Raw genomic sequence first — 19,707 nt, 5'->3', positions numbered from 1 at the left:
TCCGGTTCCCGGCGGCGTACGTCCGGCCCGAGTGCGAGGTTCCGCACCCGGGCCGGACGTCTTCGTGCTTCACGTGCCGCCGGTTACTTGACGGTGCAGGCCGCGCCGTTCAGGGTGGCCGCCGTCGGGTTGGTGTTGGAGCCCGTCCAGCTGCCGTTGAAGCCGAAGGACGTGCCGGCGCCGGCCGCCAGCGTGCCGTTGTAACCCAGGCTGCTCACCGTGACGTTGGCACCCGACTGGGTGTAGGTGCCGTTCCACAGCGAGGTGATCTGCTGGCCGTTGGCGTAGGACCACTTGAGGGTCCAGCCGTTGATCGCGGCGGTGCCGGTGTTCTTCACCGTCACGTTGGCGCCGAAGCCGCCGCCCCACTGGCTGGAGACCGCGTAGGTGATCTCGCAACCACCCGACGACGTCGGGCTGGTGGTGGCCGTCGGGCTGGTCGTCGCGGTCGGGCTCGCGGTCGGGCTGGCCGTCGCGCTGGGCGAGGCGGTCGGCGACGGCGTCGCACTGGCGCTGGCGGACGGGCTGGCCGAGGGGCTCGGCGGCGTGGCGCTGGTGTCGCCGACGATGATGCCGCGCCCGTTGGTGCCGATGTACACCCGGCCGTAGACCCGGGGGTCACCGGTGATGGTCGCGCCGGTCCAACCCCACTGCTGGGCGTTGTTGTTGATCCGGACCCAGCTGGCGCCGGCGTCGTCCGAGCGGAAGATGCCGCGCACGCCGCCGATCTTGGCGCTGGTGTAGATCGCCGGGTACGTCCGGCCCGGGGCCGGCTTGCCGAAGCCGATGCTGTCGGCCTGGTCGGCCGCCGCGACCCGGGTGAAGGTCGCACCGGAGTCGGTGGAGTGCCACAGGCCGTACGCCGCACCGGCGGTGGCGGCGCCACCGGCGAGCCAGACGTCGCCCTCGGTGGTGGTCAGCGCCTTGAAGCGGACGTTGCCGGTGGCCGGCAGGCCGGTCGCGGCACTGGCCGTGAAGGTCAGGCCGCCGTCGGTGGAGGTGTAGAACTTCCCGGCGGAGAAGGCGTAGAACTTCTTCGGGTTGATCCGGTCGGAGGCGACCCGCGCCCCGGCCGGGACGCCGGTGGACGCCGTCCAGGAGTTGCCGCCGAAGGTGGACGAGGACACCGCGCCGCCGTCCGGGGCCCAGAGCACCCGGCTGCCGTCCGAGGCCAGGGCCACGGTGCCGCCGCCGGTGGTGCCGGCGGGCTCGCTGTTCGCCTGGTACCAGTCGGCGCCGTTGTCGTTGGAGAACGCGATTCGCTTGTCGGTGCTGCCGCTGGCCAGGTTGCCGGTGCGCACCACCATGTTCCCGTTCGACTCGGCGTAGTCGAGGCTGGTGCTGGTGGTGAAGTTCGGCGAGGTGTACATCATCGCCGGGGTGGTGGTCAGCGAGGTGTGCCGGAACCCGCCGATGTCTCCGAGGGCGCTGAGCAGGTTGGCGCCGGTCGGCGGGCTGATCAGGTCGTTGACGGCGGTCTCCTCCAGGCCCTGGACGACGGGCTTGATGGTGATCTTGCTGCCGGCGTCCCAGGAGGTGAGGTTGTCGGTGCCGTACAGCGTGGCGCCGGTGCCGTACATCATCCGGTCGGAGTTGAACGGGTCGATCTCCAGCCCCTCGGTCATCCAGCCGAGCTTGGGGGTCTCCTCCGGCGGGCTGGGGTTCGCGCCCCAGGTTAGCCAGGGGGAGCTGGAGACGTCCATCGTGTAGTGGTCGACCCGGGTCGGGTAGGAGCTGTACTCCCAGATCGGCTTCCACGTCGCGCCGAAGTCGGTGCTGCGGTAGATCTGGGTGTCCGGCCACCAGGAGCTGTAGCCGGTCGCCATCAGGACGTTGGGGTGCTGGCGGTCGATCGTCAGGCCGCTGTAGCCGAAGTACGCGCCGGAGTCGGTGGAGGGCAGCGGGCTGATCCGCGTCCAGACGCCGGTGGCGGTGGCGTAGCGCCAGATGTCGCCCTTGCCGCCGTCGTACGGGCCGCCGGTGTCGCTGGTGGCGATGTAGAGGTAGCCGTTGACGGAGTCGAGCACGCCCTTGTGCGGCAGGAAGCCGGTGGGCTGCCCGGCGACGCGGGTCCAGGTCGTGCCGCCGTCGGCCGACTTGTAGATGCTGTTGTCCTTGTCGGCGACGCCCACGTAGATGGTCTGCGTGGTCGCGCCCGCGGCCGCCGAGCTCTTGTCGAAGGTCACCCAGAGGACGCCCTGCTCGGCGCTCAGGTAGCCGTTGGTGTCGGTCGGGTCGGGCGCGTAGTGGCCGACGTTGGGGAACGCGCTGACCTGTGCCCAGGTGACGCCGTAGTCGGTGCTGCGCCAGAGGCCGTTGCCGCTGGGCGCGCCGAAGTAGAGCACCTTGTCGTTGTTGGGGTCGACGGCCAGTCGCTCGCCCATGCCGCGGCCCGGCATGTTGCCGCCGACCTTGAACGGCAGCGCGGTGCGGGCCCAGGTCGCGCCCTTGTCGGTGGAGCGCAGGATCGCGCCGTTGTTCGGGTCCCAGCTGTTGGTGTACATGCCCGCGGCGACGTACACGCGGTTGGTCTGCACCGGGTCGGTGGCGAGGCTTGCGACGCCGTCGAGGTTCCAGTCGTCCCAGCCGACCGAGTCGAGCAGCGGGATCCACTTCTTGGTGGTGGGATCCTGGCGGTAGGCGCCGCCGATGTCGGTGCGGGCGTAGACCAGGTTCTTCTCGGTCTGGTTGAAGATGATGTCCGGGACGAAGCCGCCGCCGTCGATCCTGGCGTTGCTCCAGCTGTAGGTGTCGGCGGTCGCCGCGTCGGTGGTGGCCGCGGCCGAGCCGCCCAGGCCGACCAGCGAGGTGAGTGCCAGGCCGCAACTGACCGCCGTGGCGGTGAGAGCGGCTCTGGACCGGGTGGTGAACATGGGGTCGCGAACTCCTCGGGGGCAGGCCGGCGGGTGGGGGCCGGTCGGGTGGGGCCGATGGGATCGGGGAGGTGGGAGCGCTCCCATGGTTGACCTGCCGACGGAGCCCGTCAAGGGCGGAAGCAGTCTTCGATACGCTTCGACACCTATTCGAACGGGCGGGCAACAAACTAGGATGCCGCGAACCTCGCCGGGAGAGCCGCAGAAGGAGCACCACCCTTGAATCCCCTGGACACCAAGGCCGTTCACAGCGCCCACGCCATCCACGACACCGCGCCCGCCGACCGCTGGGAGGACGCCTTCCTCGCCGGCAACGGCGAGTCCGGGATCATGGTGCACGGCGGGCCGCACCGCGAGCGGACCGTCCTCAACCACCACCGGTACGTCCTGCCCAACGGCACCCGGGGCCTGCGGGCCGCCGAGACCGCCGACCGGCTGGAGGAGATCAGGGATCTCATCCTCGCCGGCCGCGCCCCCGAGGCGCAGCGGATCTGGGCGAAGGGTGAGGAGCTCCGCTGGACCCAGTCCTTCCACCCGGGCCACGCGCTGGAGGCGGCCACCGCCGAACACGGCCCGGTCCGCGGCTACCTGCGCGCCACCGACTTCGACACCGGCGAGATCACCGTGCGCTGGAGCGACGACGCCGGTGACTGGTTGCGCCGGTCCTTCGTGTCGCGGGCCGACGCGGTCGTCGTGCAGGAGTTCACCGGGCCGAGCGCCGACCTTCGGCTACGCCTGACCGGCGAGCTGCCCGACTGCCCCGAGGACGTCCTGCACCGCTGCGCCGCCACCGAGTTGGCGCCCGGCCTCGGCCTGCTGAACGCCCGCGCCACGTACCCCCAGGGGCAGGGCGCGTACGGCTTCGAGGCCGTCACCCTGGTGCACGCGCCCGGCGCCCGGGTGGACGCCGAGGGGGACGTGCTGGTCGTGCGCGGAGCCCGGAAGGTCCTGCTGCTGACCGCGCTCGACCGCCACGAGCGCCCCGGCTGGGGCACCGCGGCGATCCGGGGGGCCCTCGCCCGGCTGCCCGCCGACTACGAGCGGCTGCTCGGCGCCCACACCGCCCTGCACACCCCCGCCTACCGCCGCGCGAGCCTGGATCTCACCGGGGCGCCCGCGCCCGCGCTCGCCGCCGATCTGCTCGAACGTCAGGCCAAGGAGGACGGGGCCTTGGACCCGGCCCTCCTGGAGCGCCTCTTCCACAGCGGCCGCTATCTGCTGCTCAGTGCCAGCGGCGTGCTGCCGCCCCGCCTGACCGGCCTCTGGATCGCCGCCTGGGGCGCCGCCTGGTGCGGCGACTTCACCACCGACGCGAACCTCAACCTGCAGCTCGCCGGCGCCAACCTGGCCGCCCTGCCGGAGGCCGTCCACGCCCACGCCGCCCTGCTGCGCGGGCAGATCGACGACTGGCGCGCCAACGCCCGGGCCCTGTACGGGATCAGTGGCCTGCTCGCGCCCGGGCGCACCGACGGCGAGCACGGGCACCTCTTCCACCTGGACGACGACTGGCCCTGGCCCGCCTGGCTGGCCGGCGCGGACTGGCTGCTGCAGCCGCTGCACGAGTACTGGCGCACCACCGGCGACGACGTCTTCCTCCGCGAGGAGCTGGCCGGCTGGCTGATCGGCGCCGCCGAGTTCTTCGAGGACTTCCTGACCCGTACGGACGACCGGGGGCACGTGGTCTTCGTGCCCTCCTACTCGCCGGAGATCGCCCCCGAGGGCGTGGCCGGCTCCGCCACGGTGAACGCCGTGATGGACGTCGCCGCCGGACGGCACGCCCTGGAGAGCGCGATCGAGGTCTGCGAGCACCTCGGCATCGAGCCCGAGGCGGTCGCGCGGTGGCGGGCCCTGCTGCTCCGCCTCCCGCCGTACCTGGTCAACGAGGCCGGCCGGTTGACCGAGTGGGCCTGGCCCGGCCTGGACGGCAACCTCGACCACCGCCACGTCAGCCACCTCTACCCGGTCTGGCCGCTGCACGAGATCACCCGCGACGCCACGCCCGAGCTGGCCGAGGCCGCCCACCGGGCCCTGGCCGACCGGGGGGACGAGAACCTCTCCGCGCACGGCAGCCTGCACCGCGCCCTGGCCGCGGCCCGGCTGCGCGACCCGGATCTGGTCCGTGCCAACCTGCTGAAGATCCTCGACGCCGACATGCTGCACCGCTCGCTGATGAGCTCGCACAACCCGGCGCTGGAGATCTACAACGCGGACGCCGCGATCACGCTGCCCGGGCTGATCCTGGAACTGCTGGTCGACGCCCGCCCCGGCCGGATCGACCTGCTGCCCGCGCTCCCCGCCGAACTCGGCCGGGGCGCCGTGCGCGGGGTCACCTGCCAGGGCCGGATCACCGTCGAGGAGCTGGTCTGGGACCTCGGGCCGGGCACCGTCCGGGCGCTGCTGCGCTCCGCCGTCGACCAGCGCGTCGAGGTGCACTGCCGGGGTGAAGGGCGGAGCGTCGACCTGGTGGCGGGGGAGTCGCGGGAGGTGCTCTTCGGCTGAGCCGGGCGGGCCGCCGGCGGCGTCACGGCCGGTCGGCGGCCAGCAGGTCCGGACCGTCCAGCAGGCGCAGCAACAGCGCGTGCAGGGTGTCCCGTTCGGCCGGGCCGAGCGGCGCGAAGGCCTGGTCGAGCAGTTCGCCGACCACGACGTAGCCGGCGCGCAGCATCTCCTCGCCGTCCGGGGTCAGGCGGTGGCGTACGGCGCGCCCCGGGCCGGTCAGGCGCTCGATCAGCCCCCGCGACAGCATGCGGTTGGCCAGCGCGCCGAAGGACTGGTCACTCTGGAAGGTCAGCTGGGCGAGCCGGTGGGTGGAGGAGTCCGGCTGCCGCTCGATCGCCCGCAGGGCGTCCCACTGCGCGAGTGTGGAGCCGATCTGCGCGAGGCGGGTCTCCAGCGCCCGGTGGTGCCGGTGCTGGAGGCGCTTGACGGCCAGGCCGAGTTGTTCGAGGTCGACGGACATGGGGATCATCATAGCCACTATCCACGCTTGTTTATATAAACATCCTTGTATAGGTTGTCGGCGACGGTCACCCGACGACGGAACGGTTCTCCCATGTCCGGCACCAGTGCCAGTACCAGCACCACCAGCACCACCAGCACCACCGGCGCGATCCGACCGGCCACGGCCCGGTCCGGGCCGGGCGCACCGCCCGCCGGTCCGGGCACCGACGTGGCGAGCTTCGCCGACGGGCTGAGCGTGACGTTCGAGCGGCGCGGCAGCGGACGCCCCGTACTCCTCCTGCACGGTGGCGGCGGCCCGCGCACGGTCGCGGCCTTCGCCGGGACCCTCGCGCGGTACGCGGACGTCATCACCCCGACCCATCCCGGCTTCGGGGGTACGGCCCGGCCCGACTGGTTCGACAGCGTCGACGACCTCGCGCTGACCTACCTCGAACTGCTGGAGCGCCTCGATCTGCACGACGTCCTGGTCATCGGCTCCTCCATGGGCGGCTGGATCGCCTCGGAGATGGCGGTGCGCGACACCGGCCGGATCGGCGGAGTGGTCCTCGTCAACGCGATCGGCATCCAGGTACCCGGCGAGAGCGTGGCCGACGTCTTCGCTCTGACGCCCGCCGAGCTGTCGGCGCTCAGTTTCCACGACCCCGGCGCCCACGCCGTCGACCCCACCACCCTCGGCCCGGAGCAGCGGGCCGCGATCGCGGCCAACTTCCGGGCGCTGGCGGTCTACGGCCGCGACCGGGGGATGCGGGATCCCAAGCTGCGGCGCCGCCTGGCCAGGGTCGCCGTTCCCGCCCTGGTGGTCTGGGGGCTCAGCGACGGCGTGGCCGGTCCGGCGTACGGGCGGGCCTTCGCGGAGGCCTTCGCCGACGGCCGCTTCGAACCGGTCGCCGAGTGCGGCCACCTGCCCCAGATCGAGCAGCCGGGCCGCCTGCTCGACCTGGTGCTCGGATTCGGGGCAGGCGGCGCCGCCCGCTGACCGGGCGCCGGAAAAGCGGTCGCCCGGCGCCGCGTGCCGTCGTAGCGTCGACGGCATGCAGCTGCTCTCGGTGAACGTCGGCAGGCCCCTGCCCAACCCCTGGAAGGGCCTCGCGGCGACCGGAATCGACAAACGCCCGGTGGACGGCCCGGTAGCCGTCTCGGCGCCCGGGCCCAAGGGGACGGGCGCGGTCGGCCTGGCCGGTGACCGCGTCTACGACGTCAAGCACCACGGCGGCCCCGACCAGGCGCTCTACGCCTACGCCCGGGAGGATCTCGACTACTGGGAGCCGGAGTTGGGCCGCGAGCTGCCCAACGGCGTGTTCGGTGAGAACCTCACGACGGCCGGCCTGGACGTCAACGGCGCGCTGATCGGCGAGCGTTGGCGGATCGGCGCGGACGTCGTCCTGGAGGTGTCCTGTCCCCGGATCCCGTGCGGCACCTTCCAGGGTTGGCTGGAGCGGGACGGCTGGATCCGGCGGTTCACGCGGGACGCCCGGCCCGGCGCCTACCTGCGGGTGGTCGAACCCGGGGAGATCCGGGCCGGTGACCCGGTGTCGGTGGTGCAGCGGCCCGCGCACGACGTCTCGGTCGCACTGGTCTTCCGGGCGCTGACGCTCGAACCGGACCTGCTGCCCAGGTTGTCGGTCGCCGACGCGCTGCCGGCCGAGGACCGTGCCCTGATCGCGCGGCGGACGGCATGACGAAGCCCCGGCCGGCAGCGTTCGGAGCTGCCGGCCGGGGCGCCACCGCGACGGTCAGGCCTCGATGGGGCTCAGGGTGAACGAGGCGAGCCGCAGCTCGCCGCGGAGCACCAGGTGCAGGTCCCGCACGCCCGCGCCGGCCTCGGTCACCGGGCCGGTCACCGTCGTCCAGGCGTAGCGTCCGCCGGTGGCGGGGACGGACAAGCTCGCCAGCAGCGGGCCCGCCGCCGGGTCGTCCGCACGCAGCTCCAGGACGGCCTCGCCGGCCTCCGTACGGGAGACCTCGGCGCTCAGGGACAGCGGCCCGGCGGGCAGTTCGGTCGCCCGGAACAGCACCGCGCTGAGCGGTGCCCCCGGCACGGCGGCGACGGCGTCGCCGTCCTGGCGGGTGACGTCGACCAGCGTGACGCCGGTGTGGTCGTCGAAGTCGACGGCCCGGACGGCGGCGCCGGCCACCCGGCGCGGCCCCGGCGCGTCCCCCTTGACGACGAACGGCGCCGACAGCTCGACCGCCCCGGCCGAGCGGCCCACCAGGATCTCGTACGCGCCGGGGTCGACGGTGAAGCCGCCCTCGTTGACGTCCCAGTGCTCCAGCGCGGAGCGGGGCACGGTGAAGTCCACCCGCCTGCTCTCGCCGGCCGCGAGCCGCACCTTGCGGTACGCCGCCAGCTTCAGCAGCGGGGCCTCGTAGCGGGCGTCCAGCGCACGGGTGTAGAGCTGCACGGTCTCCGTCCCGGCGCGCTCCCCGGTGTTGCGGAGCTCGACGGAGCAGGCGATCGAGTCGCCCCGCGCGGCGACCGTGAGGCCGCTGTACGCGAACGAGGTGTACGACAGGCCGTGCCCGAACGGGTAGAGCGGGGCGGCCCGGTGGTACTGGTACGTCCAGCCGGCCTGGATGACGTCGTAGTCCAGGCGCGCCGGCAGCGGGTCGTCCGCCCGGTACCAGGTCTGCGGCAGCCGGCCCGAGGGATCCGCGTCGCCGAGCAGGACGGCGGCCAGTGCCCGGCCGGTCTCCTGGCCGCCGTGCGAGGTCCACAGCACGGCCGGGAGGTGCTCGTCCGCCCAGTCGACGGCGTACGGGTAGCTGCTCATCACCACCAGGGCCGTGTCGGGGCAGGCGGCGGCGACGGCGCGCAGCAGCGCCTCCTGGGCGGGCGGCAGGTGCAGGTCGGTGCGGTCCTGGGTCTCGCGGCCGTTGATGTGCGGGTCGTTGCCGAGCACGACGACGGCGGTGTCGGCCGCGCCTACGGCGGCCAGCGCTTCGGCGGCGCCGTCACGGACGACGGTTCTGGTCCAGCGCTCGGCGCCGTCCGGCTCGGCGGCGGAGAGGGTGACCAGGCCGGTGGCGGGGTCGACCACGGCGTAGCGGCCGTTGTACACGTTGCGCAGCAGTTCGGTGCCGTCCGGCCCGACCTCCAACCGGAAGGTCTCGTGCACGTCCCAGCCGTTGGGCTGCACCTGGTCGGCGGCCAGGCCGAGGCCCTCGTCCTTGAGCGTGACGTAGCGGCGGGACGCGGCGCTGCGCAGGGTCAGCACGCCGTTGCCCCAGTCGAACAGGTCGAAGCGGGCCTCGTCCCCGGGCCCGTCCTCGGCGCGGACCGTGATCGGCCCGGTCGGGTCCCCGGCCGGAACGGCGAGCAGTCCGCCGGTGGAGGCGGACCGCAGCGTGATCCGGTCCACGCCCTCGGTGCAGACCACCTCCCCGCCGCGGTCGCCCAGCGCGGCGCCGAGCCCGGCGGCCACGGTGACCCGGTAGGGCATGGTGCCGCTGTACCAGTCCTCGAACAGGGTGTCGGCGAGCGGGCCGATGACCGCGATCCGCCGGCCCTCGGCGGGGGCCAGCGGCAGCACGCCGCGGTCGTTCTTCAGCAGGACGACCGACTCGGTGGCGGCCCGCAGCGCCAGTGCGCGGTGCGCGGCGGAGTCGACGACCTCCCAGCCGGTGCCGGCGTAGGGGTCGCCGGCCGGGTCGAACTCGCCCAGGCGCAGCCGGATCGACAGCTGCCGGGCGACCGCGCGGTCGACGTCGGCCTGGTCGACCAGGCCGCGCTCCAGCGCCTCGGTGAGCCGCGAGACCGTGGTGCTCGGGTCGTCGGCGTGGTCGGTGAAGCTGTCGACGCCGGCCTTCAGGGCGGCGGCGTGCGACTCGGCGTGGTCGTCGAAGTAGTGCTCGGGGTCGACCAGGTTGGAGGGCGCCTCGGCGTCGCTGCAGACGAACAGCTCGTGGCCGGTCGGCGCGGCCCAGCGGCGCAGTTCGGCCTCGATCAGCGGACTGACGTGGCAGGGACGGCCGTTGACCAGGTTGTACGCCGGCATCACGCCGGTCGCCGAGCCGGAGGCGATGGCGGTCCGGAAGGCCGCGAGGTCGTACTCGTGCAGCACGCGCGGGCGCAGCCCGGAGGAGGTCTCGCAGCGTTCGTCCTCGTTGTTGTAGGCGAGGAAGTGCTTGAGGATCGGCGCGGTGCGCAGGTGGTCCGGGTCCTCGCCCGCCAGGCCCCGGCAGAAGCTGTCGGCGAGGCGGGCGGTGAGCAGCGGGTCCTCGGCGTAGCCCTCCTCGTTGCGGCCCCAGCGGGGGTCGCGCAGCAGGTTCACCACGGGGGCCCAGGCCTGCAGGCTGATCCGGCCCTCGCCGGCGGCGGGGGAGCGGTGGTGGTGGAAGGCCCGCAGCTCGGTTCCGGTGGCGGTGGCGATCTCGTGCGTCAGTTCCTCGTCCCAGGTGGCGCCCAGCCCGACGGCCTGCGGGAAGACGGTGGCCGCGCCCAGCCAGCCGACGCCGTGCAGGGCCTCGGTACCGGTGCGGAAGGCCCCGAGGCCGAGGCGGGGGATCGCGGGGGAGTACTGGTGCAGCATGGCGATCCGCTCGGCCGGGGTGAGCCGGGCGAGCAGGTCCGCGACGCGCTCGCGCAGCGCCAGCGTGGGGTCGCGGAACGGGAGCCGCTCGATGGACGGCTCTGCGGGCACAGCGGTGGTCGTCACCTGGGAAACCCCTCGGGAGTGGCGTGCGGAGAGTGTGGGGGTGGCGCCGGATGGGTTCCGCCGGGCGCTCGGACGGCGTCCCCGGGGCGGCGCGGTGTTGAAACGCTTCGAAAGTGGCACGGCGGGTGGCGGGTGTCAACCGGGTGAGCGTACGTCGGGCTCATCTCCCCCTGTCAACAGGGGCTTTGTGAGAATCCGCAGGGTCACGCCGACCGCTCGTGATCTCCCGGAAATGATTTGTTCATCCCCTTGTCGAACGTCCGGGGCGCCGCTAGTGTCGCCGCAACATCGAAGCGATTCGACGAACCGGATCCTCAACGATGAAGGGCCGCACCGACATGAGCACCCAGATGAGCCGCAGAACCCTCCTCAGAACCGCCGTCACCGTCGCCGGCGCAGCCGCCATGGCGCCGCTGCTCAGCGCCTGTGGCAGCGGCGGAGCCGCGAAGAGCGGCACCAACAGCAAGACCGGCCTCGCCGGATCCCTGCCGACCTTCGTCGCCGACACGGCGGTGAAGGCGGACATCCCCTCGGTCGCCGGCCCCGGTGGCGGGACCAGCGACCCGGGCTTCCTCACCTACCCGGCGAGCCCGGTCAGGACCGTCGGCAAGACGCCCGGCTCCGGTGGCACCTACACCACGGTGACGCCGCTGTGGGGGACCATCCCGTCGGCCGACAACGCCTTCTACAAGGCGGTCAACGCAGCCCTCGGCGCGACGCTCACCATGCAGCCGGCCAACGGCACCACGTACAACACCTCGATCCCCACCATGGCGGCCGCCAAGAAGCTCCCCGACTGGATCCAGCTCCCCACCTGGTGGAACCAGCTCTTCAACGTGGGTGAGCTGGCCGGCACGCAGCTGGCCGACCTCACGCCGTACCTGGCCGGCGACAAGGTGAAGGACTACCCGAACCTGGCCGCACTGCCCACCGGCGCCTGGCAGGCCGGGGTCTGGGGCGACAAGCTCTACGGCATCCCGTCCTTCTCCTCCGGCACCGCCTTCGCCGGCATGTTCTACCACCGCCGGGACGTCTTCGAGGCCAAGGGCATCGCCGCGGACAGCGTCAAGTCCGCCGACGACCTGATGAACCTGGGCAAGGAGCTGACCAGCGAGAGCGCCGGCGTCTGGGCCTTCGACGACCTCTGGACGTACCTGGCGCAGCCGTTCGGCATCGCCCAGCTGTTCACCGCCAAGGACGGCAAGCTGATCCACAAGTACGACCAGCCGGAGTTCCTGGAGGCCCTCAACTGGGCCTGGAAGCTCGCCAAGGCGGGCTACATCCACCCGGACGCGCTGGCCGGCAACAACAACGACGCCAAGGCCCGCTTCTACGCCGGCAAGGTCCTGGTCACCGGTGACGGCACCGGCGCCTGGAACCTGGCCGACGCCCAGGCCGGGCAGGCGGCGAACCCGAGCTACCGGCGCGGCGCGCTCCCGCTCTTCTCGGCGGACGGCACCTCCAAGCCGAGCATCTTCCTCGGCCCGTCCACCAGCATGGTCAGCTACCTGAACTCCCGGCTCAGGCCGGAGCAGATCAAGGAGCTGCTCTCGATAGCCAACTACCTTGCCGCACCGTGGGGTTCGGCCGAGTACACGCTGATCAACTACGGCGTCGAGGGCACCGACCACACCCGGGTGAACGGCACCCCCACCTTCACGCCGGACGGCCAGAAGAACGTCCAGCCGCAGACCTACCCGTTCCTCGCCACCAGCCCCGGCGTGGTCAGCAATCCCGGCTTCGACCAGGTGACCAAGGACATCTGCTCCTGGAACACCGCCGCCGTCCAGTTCGCCTACAAGCCGGTGTTCTGGAACATGAACGTCACCGTGCCGCAGCGCTTCAGCACCGCCTCCGGCGCCCAGGCGCTCGAGGACACCATCAAGGACGTCTACCACGGCCTGAAGAGCGTCTCCGACTACCAGACCGCGCTGGCCTCCTGGAAGCACAGCGGCGGCGACGAGCTCACCGCCTGGTACCAGAGCGAGGTCTACGACAAGCACGGCTCCGGTCAGTAGCCCCACCACTCCCAGCCCGTAGCGAACCTAGGAGGTGCGGTGGTCGTGGCGGCAGTCACCACGAACGGCGCCGATGTGCCCGGCCGCGAGCAAGCGGCACCCGTCGACGTCCCGGAGAAGCACCGGACGCCGGATGCGAGCGAGTCGCGTCCAGGAAAGCTGAGTTGGCGGATCCGGCTGCGCCGGGACCGCTCGCTGCTCCTGATGACCGTCCCGGTCGTCGTCCTGTTGCTGGTCTTCAACTACCTGCCGCTGTTCGGCACGATCACCGCCTTCGAGTACTACGACCCCATCGTCGGTGTGTTCAACAGCCAGTGGATCGGGCTGGACAACTTCAACCAGCTGTTCGGCGACCCGCTGTTCTGGGAGTCGCTGCGCAACACGCTGTCGCTGGCGGGCGTCCAGCTCGTGCTCTTCTTCCCGGTGCCCATCATGCTGGCGCTGCTGCTCAACTCGGTGCTCAGCCCAAGGCTGCGCAGCTTCGTCCAGTCGGTGACGCTGGTCCCGCACTTCTTCTCCTGGGTCCTGGTCATCACGCTGTTCCAGCAGATGATCGGCGGCGCCGGCCTGCTCAACCAGTTCCTGCGCCAGCACGCCATGACGCCCTGGAACATCATGACCGACCCTTCGGTGTTCAAGCTGCTGGTCACCTCCCAGGTGATCTGGAAGGACGCCGGCTGGGGGATCATCGTCTTCCTGGCGGCGCTCGCCGCCATCGACGAGAACCTCTACGAGGCCGCCGCGATGGACGGCGCCGGCCGCTGGCGGCGGATGTGGCACATCACGATGCCGGGCCTGCGCGGCGTGATCGTCCTGATGCTGGTGCTGCGCCTGGGCAACATCCTGAACGTCGGGTTCGAGCAACTGCTCATCCAGCGCTACGCGGTGGGACACGACGCGTCCGAAGTGCTGGACACCTTCTCCTACTACTACGGCATCGGTACCAACAACTACGGTTACGGCGCCGCGGCCGGCATCTTCAAGAGCGTCATCTCGCTGGCCCTGATCTACGGGGCGAACAAGCTGGCGCACTTCTTCGGCGAGGACGGGTTGTACCGCAAATGAGCGACGCCATCACGACGACCCGGCGCCGGCGCGCCTCCTCCCGCCCGGTCTGGGAGGAGCAGCCCACCGCCGTCGGGCAGGGGGTGAAGGGCCTGACGCTGGGCGGCATCGTGCTCCTGATCCTCGGGCCGCTCTGGTGCGTGGTGATCACCAGCTTCTCCACCCAGGGCTCGATCAACCGGGCCGGCGGCCTGGTGATCGTCCCGCACGGGCTGACCCTGAACGCCTACCGCGCCATGCTCGACGACGGCCCGGTCGCCCGCGCGATGTTCGTCAGCCTGGCGATCACGATCGTGGGCACCGCCTTCTCGATGCTCGTCTCGATCCTCTGCGCCTACGGCCTCTCCCGCCCCCGCTCGCTCGGCCACCGCACGCTGCTGATGATCCTGGTGGTCACCATGTTCGTCAGCGGCGGCCTGATCCCCTCCTACCTGGTGGTCACCGGACTCGGCGGCTTCGACCAGTACTGGGCGCTGATCCTGCCCAGTGCCGTCAGCGTCTTCAACATCCTGGTGCTGCGCTCGTTCTACGGCAGCACCGCGTCCGAACTGATCGACGCGGCCCGGATGGACGGCGCGGGCGAGTGGCGCATCCTCTGGTCGGTGGTCCTGCCGACCTCCCGGGCGGTCACCGCGGTGATCACCCTGTTCTACGCCGTCGGCTACTGGAACTCCTTCTTCAACGTCATGCTCTACATGCCGACCAGCAGCCAGAAGTGGCCCCTGCAGTACGTGCTCTACCAGTACGTCAACCTCGGGACGAACATGCCGGGCCAGGTCAACGCCGGCTTCGGCAACGCCGCGACCGCGACGGCCCCGCTCTCCCTGCAGATGGCCGTGGTGGTCCTGACCCTCGTGCCGGTCGTGATCGCCTTCCCGTTCGTCCAGAAGCACTTCGCCAAGGGCGTGCTCACCGGCGCGGTCAAGGGCTGACACCCAAGCCCTAGGCTGGGCCGCGCCGGCAGCCCGCCCGTACCACCCGCCGCCCGTACCACCCGTCCGAACAACGCAGCAGAACGCAGCAGGGGGATACCGATCCAATGGTGACACTCGCCGAAGTGGCCCAGCACGCAGGCGTGTCCCCGAGCACGGTGAGTTACGTCCTCAGTGGCAAGCGCAGCATCTCGGAGCCCACCCGCCGCCGGGTCGAGCGGGCCATCAGCGACCTGGGCTACCACCCCAACGCCGGTGCCCGCGCGCTGGCGGGCAAGCGCTCGCACATCATCGCGCTGGTGGTCCCGCTGCGCACCGACGTCTACGTCCCCATCATGATGGAGATCGCGATCTCGGTGACGATGACCGCCCGGAGCCACGGGTACGACGTCCTGCTCATCACCAACGACGAGGGGCCGGACGGCGTACGCCGGGTCGCCGCCAGCGGGCTCGCCGACGGCGTGATCCTGATGGACGTCGAGCTGGACGACGAGCGGATCCCCGTGCTGCGCGAACTCGGCAGCCACGCCGCGCTGATCGGCCTGCCTGCCGACACCGCCGGGCTGTCCTGCGTCGACCACGACTTCGCCGCCGCCGGCGCCCTGTGCGCCGACCACCTCGCCGACCTCGGCCACCGCGAGGTCGCCTTCATCGGCTACGCGCCGCAGGTCTACCAGCGGCACGCCGGCTACGCCGAGCGCACCCTCACGGGCTTCCGGGAGCGGGCCCGCGAGCGCGGCCTGCGCACCCTGCACCGCCCGTGCGAGGGCACCTTCGAGAGCACCGCGGGCGTCCTCGGCCGGATCCTCGACGACCGCCCGGCCACCACCGGCTTCGTGGTCCAGAACGAGGGCGCCATCGGCCCGCTGCTCAGCCTGCTGCGCACCTCGGGGCGGATCGTGCCCGAGGACGTCTCGGTCGTCGCGCTCTGCCCCGAGCAGCTCGCCGAACAGAACTCCCCGCGCCTGACGGCCGTCACCGGCCCGGCCGAGGACCTGGGCCGGCGGGCCGTCGAACTCGTGCTGGGCCGCATCGACGGCGGCTCCACCCCCGAGGTCACCCTGCTCACACCGGTGCTGACCGTACGGGAGAGCTCCGGCCCGGTGCCGTCGCGCCCGCCCCACTTCCCTTCCCCGCAGACCCCCGCAGACGTGGAGAACAGCCATGCCCAACCACATCCATGACCTCGGCGGCGCCCTCGAGTGGCGCGCCAGGGGCGAGACCCTGCGGGTGGAGCCCTGGGGCCGCGACGCGGTCCGGGTCCGGGCCACTCCCGGTGGCCCGCTGATCGAGGATCTGCCCGGCGCCCTGCTGGACCGACCGGGCCCCTCCGGCGCCGTCGTCAAGATCGAGGGCAACACCGCCACGCTGGTCAACGGCGCGATCACGGTCCGGATCGACGGCAACGCGCCCGATGCGAGTGACCCCCAACTGCACCCCGCCGCAGGGCGGATCGCCTTCCTGCGCACCGCCGACGGCGCCGAGCTGCTGGCCGAGGAGCCGCACCACTTCTGGTGGCCCGGCCCGCGCCTGTACACCGCCACCGGGAACGGCTACCACCGGCTGGAGCAGCGCTTCCGCAGCTACGACGGCGAGCGGATGTACGGCCTCGGCCAGCACACCCACGGCATGCTCGACCAGAAGGGCGCCGTGATCGACCTGGTCCAGCGCAACGGCGAGGTGACCATCCCCTTCCTGCTCTCCGACCGCGGCTACGGTCTGCTGTGGAACTCCCCGGCCATCGGCCGGGTCGAGCTCGCCGCGACAGGCACGCGCTGGGTCGCGGACAGCGCACGGCAGTTGGACTACTGGGTGACGGCCGGCGAGCCCGCCGCGGTGCTGCGCAACTACGCCGACGCCACCGGCCACAGCCCGGTCCTGCCGTGGTGGGCCTCCGGGTTCTGGCAGTGCAAACTGCGCTACCGCACCCAGGCCGAGCTGCTGGAGGTGGCCCGGGAGTACCGCCGGCGCGGCCTGCCGCTCTCCGTGATCGTCAGCGACTTCTTCCACTGGACGCACCTCGGCGACTGGAAGTTCGATCCGGCCGAGTGGCCCGACCCGGCCGCGATGAACGCCGAACTCGAAGAGCTCGGGATCAAGTTGATGGTCTCGGTCTGGCCCTCGGTCAGCCCGCTCAGCGAGAACTACCACGAGCTGCTCAACGAGGGCCTCCTCATCAACACCGAGTACGGCCCGGTCGCGCACGCCGACTGGCCGGACAAGGGCCTGAACGCCTACTCCGCCCAGGTCGCCTTCTACGACGCCACCAACGCGGACGCCCGCTCGTTCGTCTGGGAGCGGATCAGGCGCAACTACCACGACCTCGGCATCAAGGTCTTCTGGCTGGACGCCTGCGAGCCCGAGCTCAAGCCCGGCTACCCGGCGAACCTGCGCTACCACGCCGGCCCGGGTCTGGAGGTCGGCAACCTCTACCCGCGCGAGAACGCCCGGATGATCCACGACGGCATGGTCGCCGCGGGCGAGAGCGAGATCGTCACACTCAACCGCTCGTCCTGGGCGGGCGCCCAGCGCTACGGCGCCGCGCTGTGGTCGGGCGACATCGGCACCGACTTCGCCAGCCTGCGGGCCCAGATCAAGGCCGGCCTGAACGTCGCCGTCTCCGGCATCCCCTGGTGGACCACCGACATCGGCGGCTTCCACGGCGGCGACCCGGACGACCCGGCCTACCGCGAGGTGCTGATCCGCTGGTTCCAGTACGGCGCGTTCTGCCCGCTGTTCCGACTGCACGGATTCCGCGGCCCGGACCAGAAGTTGGAGCCGGCGATGACCGGACTGGCCAACGAGGTGTGGTCCTACGGCGAGGAGGCGTACGGCATCCTCTCCGGCTACCTGCACCTGCGCGAGCGGCTGCGGCCGTACGTCATGCGGCAGATGGAGGCGGCGGCCGAGCAGGGCCTGCCGCCGATGCGCCCGCTGTTCGTGGAGTTCCCGGCCGACCCGGCCGCCTGGCGGGTGGAGGACGCCTTCCTGCTCGGCCCGGACCTGCTGGTCGCCCCGGTCACCGAGGCCGGTGCCCGCGAGCGCACGGTCCACCTGCCGGCCGGCGCCGAGTGGACGGACGCCTGGACGGGGGAGCGCCACCCCGGCGGTCGGAGCGTTCGGGTGGACGCCCCGCTGGAGCGGATCCCGCTCTTCCTGCGCGACGGCGCCGACCTCCCGATCCGAGACTGAGGGACGAACAGATGCCCTTGACCGGCATGGCCTTCGGCGGGGACTACAACCCCGAGCAGTGGGACGAGCAGACCTGGAAGGAGGACGACGAGCTGATGCGGCGGGCCGGCGTCAACCTCGTCACGGTCGGCGTCTTCTCCTGGGCGCTGCTCGAACCCGAGGAGGGGCGCTACGAGTTCGGGTGGCTCGATGCCCACCTGGAGCGGCTGCACTCCAACGGCGTCCGGGTCGACCTGGCGACCCCGACCGCCTCACCGCCGCCCTGGTTCACCCTCGCCCACCCCGAGGCCATGCCGGTCACCCCCGACGGCACCCGGCTCACCCACGGCAGCCGCGACACCTACTGCCTCGCCGCCCCGGCCTACCGCCGGGCGGCGGCCCGGATCGCCGAGGCGCTCGCCGAGCGCTACGGCGAGCACCCCGCCGTCGTGATGTGGCACATCCACAACGAGTACGCCACCGTCTGCCACTGCGAACAGTCCGCGGCCGCCTTCCGGGTCTGGCTGCGCGCCCGGTACGGCACCCTTGACGCGCTCAACCACGCCTGGGGCACGGCCTTCTGGAGCCAGCGCTACGGCGCCTGGGAGCAGATCACGCCTCCGCGCGCCACCCAGTGGCACCACAACCCCGGCCACACCCTGGACTTCCGCCGGTTCTGGTCCGACGAGGCGCTGGCGGCCTACCGCGAGCAGCGCGACGCCGTGCGCCGCCACATCCCGCCCGCGGTGCCGGTCACCACCAACCTGATGCTGCCCGGCTACCAGACGCTCGACCTCTGGGCCTTCGGACGCGAGGTCGACTTCGTCGGCATCGACCACTACATGGACGCCCCGGGCCTGGACGGCGACGCCGACACCGCGTTCGGCGCCGACCGCGCCCGCTCCTTCGGCGGCGGAAAGCCCTGGCTGCTGATCGAGCAGGGCACCAACACCGTCTACCTCGGGGACCGGGTGCTCCCCAAGGAGCCCGGCCGGATCCTGCGCAGCTCGCTGGCCCACATCGCGCGCGGCTCGGACGGCGCGCTGTTCTTCCAGTGGCGCCAGTCCCGGGCCGGGGCCGAGCTCTGGCACTCCGCGATGGTCCCGCACGCCGGCCCCGACACCCGGATCTTCCGGGAGACCGTCGCCACCGGCGAGGCCGTCGCCGCGCTGGACGAGATCGCCGGCTCCACGGTCACCGCCGAGGCGGCCGTCCTGCACGACGCCGACGCCTGGTGGGCGCTGGACACCGACGGTCTGCCGTCCTCCGAGCTCGACTACCCGGGCACCCTCAAGCGCGCCCACCGCGCGCTCTGGGACGCCGGGATCACCACCGACTTCGCCCACCCGGAGGCCGATCTCTCCCGCTACCGGCTGGTCCTGGCCCCCAGCCTCTACCTGGTCTCCGACGAGGGCGCCGCCGCACTGCGCCGGTACGTCGAGGGAGGGGGCACACTGCTGGTGCAGTACTTCAGCGGTGTGGTCGACCAGCACCACCACGTCCGCCTCGGCGGACACCCCGGCGCGTTCAGGGAGGTCCTGGGCATCCGTGGCGAGGAGCACCGCCCGCTCGCGGCCGGCGCCGCCCTCGCCCTGTCCGACGGCTCCACCGGGACGCTCTGGAGCGAGGACCTGCGCACCGAGGGCGCCGAGACCGTGACCACGTACGCCGAGGGCCCGCTGGCCGGCCGGCCCGCCGTCACCCGCCACGCCTTCGGCGAGGGCACCGGCTGGTACGTCTCGACGAAGCTGGACGACGCGGCGTACCGCGCCCTGATCGACCGGATCCTGGAGGAGAGCGGCGTGAGCCCGGAGCTGCCGGGCCTGCCGCCCGGTGTGGAGGCGGTGCGACGCCGCTCGGCGGACGGCCGCAGCTGGCTGTTCGTCATCAACAACACCGACCGGGACGTGCACCTCGCGCTGTCCGGCCACGATCTGCTGACCGGGCGCCCGGTGCCGGGCGGCGGCCTGGACGTCCCGGCGGGATGCTCGGCGGTCGTCCGCGAGGAGCCACCGCTGTAGCGGCCGGGGCG

Annotated in this window: 12 protein-coding genes; 9 read left to right on the top strand and 3 right to left on the bottom strand. The window is 72.2% G+C overall.

All coding sequences use genetic code 11. The annotated features are described in order from the left end of the window. Nucleotides 1-83: 83 nt before the first annotated feature. A complete protein-coding gene (locus OG823_RS07800; RefSeq protein ID WP_371478647.1) occupies nt 84-2,873 on the bottom strand; it encodes a cellulose binding domain-containing protein in 2,790 nt (929 codons plus the stop codon). A gap of 219 nt (nt 2,874-3,092) precedes the next feature. On the opposite strand from OG823_RS07800, the gene OG823_RS07795 reads away from it, so the two are divergent. Then, nucleotides 3,093-5,372 carry a glycoside hydrolase N-terminal domain-containing protein gene (locus OG823_RS07795; RefSeq protein WP_371478646.1) on the top strand — a complete coding sequence of 760 codons (2,280 nt, stop codon included), beginning with the start codon at nt 3,093-3,095 and terminating at the stop codon, nt 5,370-5,372. Between the two features lie 22 nt (nt 5,373-5,394). Here OG823_RS07795 and OG823_RS07790 read toward each other — a convergent pair whose 3' ends face one another. Beyond that, on the bottom strand, nt 5,395-5,832 hold the full coding sequence (locus tag OG823_RS07790) for a MarR family winged helix-turn-helix transcriptional regulator (RefSeq protein ID WP_371478644.1): 438 nt from the start codon (nt 5,830-5,832) through the stop codon (nt 5,395-5,397). A 93-nt stretch (nt 5,833-5,925) separates the two neighbouring features. Here OG823_RS07790 and OG823_RS07785 point away from each other — a divergent pair, with 93 nt between their 5' ends. After that, nucleotides 5,926-6,810 carry an alpha/beta fold hydrolase gene (locus tag OG823_RS07785; RefSeq protein ID WP_371478642.1) on the top strand — a complete coding sequence of 295 codons (885 nt, stop codon included), beginning with the start codon at nt 5,926-5,928 and terminating at the stop codon, nt 6,808-6,810. 55 nt (nt 6,811-6,865) lie between these two features. Further along, nucleotides 6,866-7,513 (top strand): MOSC domain-containing protein, encoded by a 648-nt coding sequence (locus OG823_RS07780; protein WP_371478641.1) that lies wholly within the window; start codon nt 6,866-6,868, stop codon nt 7,511-7,513. Between the two features lie 54 nt (nt 7,514-7,567). Here the strand turns inward: OG823_RS07780 and OG823_RS07775 are convergent, their stop codons facing one another. Beyond that, nucleotides 7,568-10,489 carry a glycoside hydrolase family 3 C-terminal domain-containing protein gene (locus OG823_RS07775; protein WP_371478639.1) on the bottom strand — a complete coding sequence of 974 codons (2,922 nt, stop codon included), beginning with the start codon at nt 10,487-10,489 and terminating at the stop codon, nt 7,568-7,570. Between the two features lie 350 nt (nt 10,490-10,839). Between OG823_RS07775 and OG823_RS07770 the strand changes: the two genes are divergently transcribed. From OG823_RS07770 to OG823_RS07745, 6 genes are all read left to right on the top strand, one after another. After that, entirely contained in the window at nt 10,840-12,507 is a 1,668-nt protein-coding gene (locus OG823_RS07770; RefSeq protein WP_371478638.1) for an ABC transporter substrate-binding protein, read from the top strand. A gap of 45 nt (nt 12,508-12,552) precedes the next feature. Next, nucleotides 12,553-13,572 carry an ABC transporter permease gene (locus OG823_RS07765; protein WP_371478637.1) on the top strand — a complete coding sequence of 340 codons (1,020 nt, stop codon included), beginning with the start codon at nt 12,553-12,555 and terminating at the stop codon, nt 13,570-13,572. Then, nucleotides 13,569-14,504: a carbohydrate ABC transporter permease gene (locus OG823_RS07760; protein ID WP_371478635.1), complete on the top strand. Its 936-nt coding sequence runs from the start codon at nt 13,569-13,571 to the stop codon at nt 14,502-14,504. The genes OG823_RS07765 and OG823_RS07760 overlap by 4 nt, the downstream gene beginning before the upstream one ends. Before the next feature lie 107 nt (nt 14,505-14,611). Beyond that, the gene (locus tag OG823_RS07755; RefSeq protein WP_371478633.1) at nt 14,612-15,688 is read left to right on the top strand and encodes a LacI family DNA-binding transcriptional regulator; all 1,077 of its coding nucleotides are present in this window, start codon (nt 14,612-14,614) and stop codon (nt 15,686-15,688) included. Continuing rightward, nucleotides 15,669-17,696 carry a TIM-barrel domain-containing protein gene (locus OG823_RS07750; protein WP_371478631.1) on the top strand — a complete coding sequence of 676 codons (2,028 nt, stop codon included), beginning with the start codon at nt 15,669-15,671 and terminating at the stop codon, nt 17,694-17,696. The genes OG823_RS07755 and OG823_RS07750 overlap by 20 nt, the downstream gene beginning before the upstream one ends. A gap of 11 nt (nt 17,697-17,707) precedes the next feature. Continuing rightward, complete coding sequence (locus tag OG823_RS07745) at nt 17,708-19,696, top strand: beta-galactosidase (protein WP_371478629.1); 1,989 nt, start codon at nt 17,708-17,710, stop codon at nt 19,694-19,696. The last annotated feature ends 11 nt before the right edge of the window (nt 19,697-19,707 follow it).

It is taken from the genome of Kitasatospora sp. NBC_00315 (genome assembly GCF_041435095.1).
Taxonomy (GTDB): Bacteria; Actinomycetota; Actinomycetes; order Streptomycetales; family Streptomycetaceae; genus Kitasatospora.
This window is presented reverse-complemented; position numbering and strand designations above follow the sequence as displayed.

What these genes read in the sequence shown, in the direction of transcription:
- OG823_RS07800 (WP_371478647.1), bottom strand. Translation starts at nt 2,873, where the DNA reads ATGTTCACCACCCGGTCCAGAGCCGCTCTCACCGCCACGGCGGTCAGT.
- OG823_RS07790 (WP_371478644.1), bottom strand. Translation starts at nt 5,832, where the DNA reads ATGTCCGTCGACCTCGAACAACTCGGCCTGGCCGTCAAGCGCCTCCAG.
- OG823_RS07785 (WP_371478642.1), top strand. Translation starts at nt 5,926, where the DNA reads ATGTCCGGCACCAGTGCCAGTACCAGCACCACCAGCACCACCAGCACC.
- OG823_RS07780 (WP_371478641.1), top strand. Translation starts at nt 6,866, where the DNA reads ATGCAGCTGCTCTCGGTGAACGTCGGCAGGCCCCTGCCCAACCCCTGG.
- OG823_RS07770 (WP_371478638.1), top strand. Translation starts at nt 10,840, where the DNA reads ATGAGCCGCAGAACCCTCCTCAGAACCGCCGTCACCGTCGCCGGCGCA.
- OG823_RS07760 (WP_371478635.1), top strand. Translation starts at nt 13,569, where the DNA reads ATGAGCGACGCCATCACGACGACCCGGCGCCGGCGCGCCTCCTCCCGC.
- OG823_RS07755 (WP_371478633.1), top strand. Translation starts at nt 14,612, where the DNA reads ATGGTGACACTCGCCGAAGTGGCCCAGCACGCAGGCGTGTCCCCGAGC.
- OG823_RS07750 (WP_371478631.1), top strand. Translation starts at nt 15,669, where the DNA reads ATGCCCAACCACATCCATGACCTCGGCGGCGCCCTCGAGTGGCGCGCC.
- OG823_RS07745 (WP_371478629.1), top strand. Translation starts at nt 17,708, where the DNA reads ATGCCCTTGACCGGCATGGCCTTCGGCGGGGACTACAACCCCGAGCAG.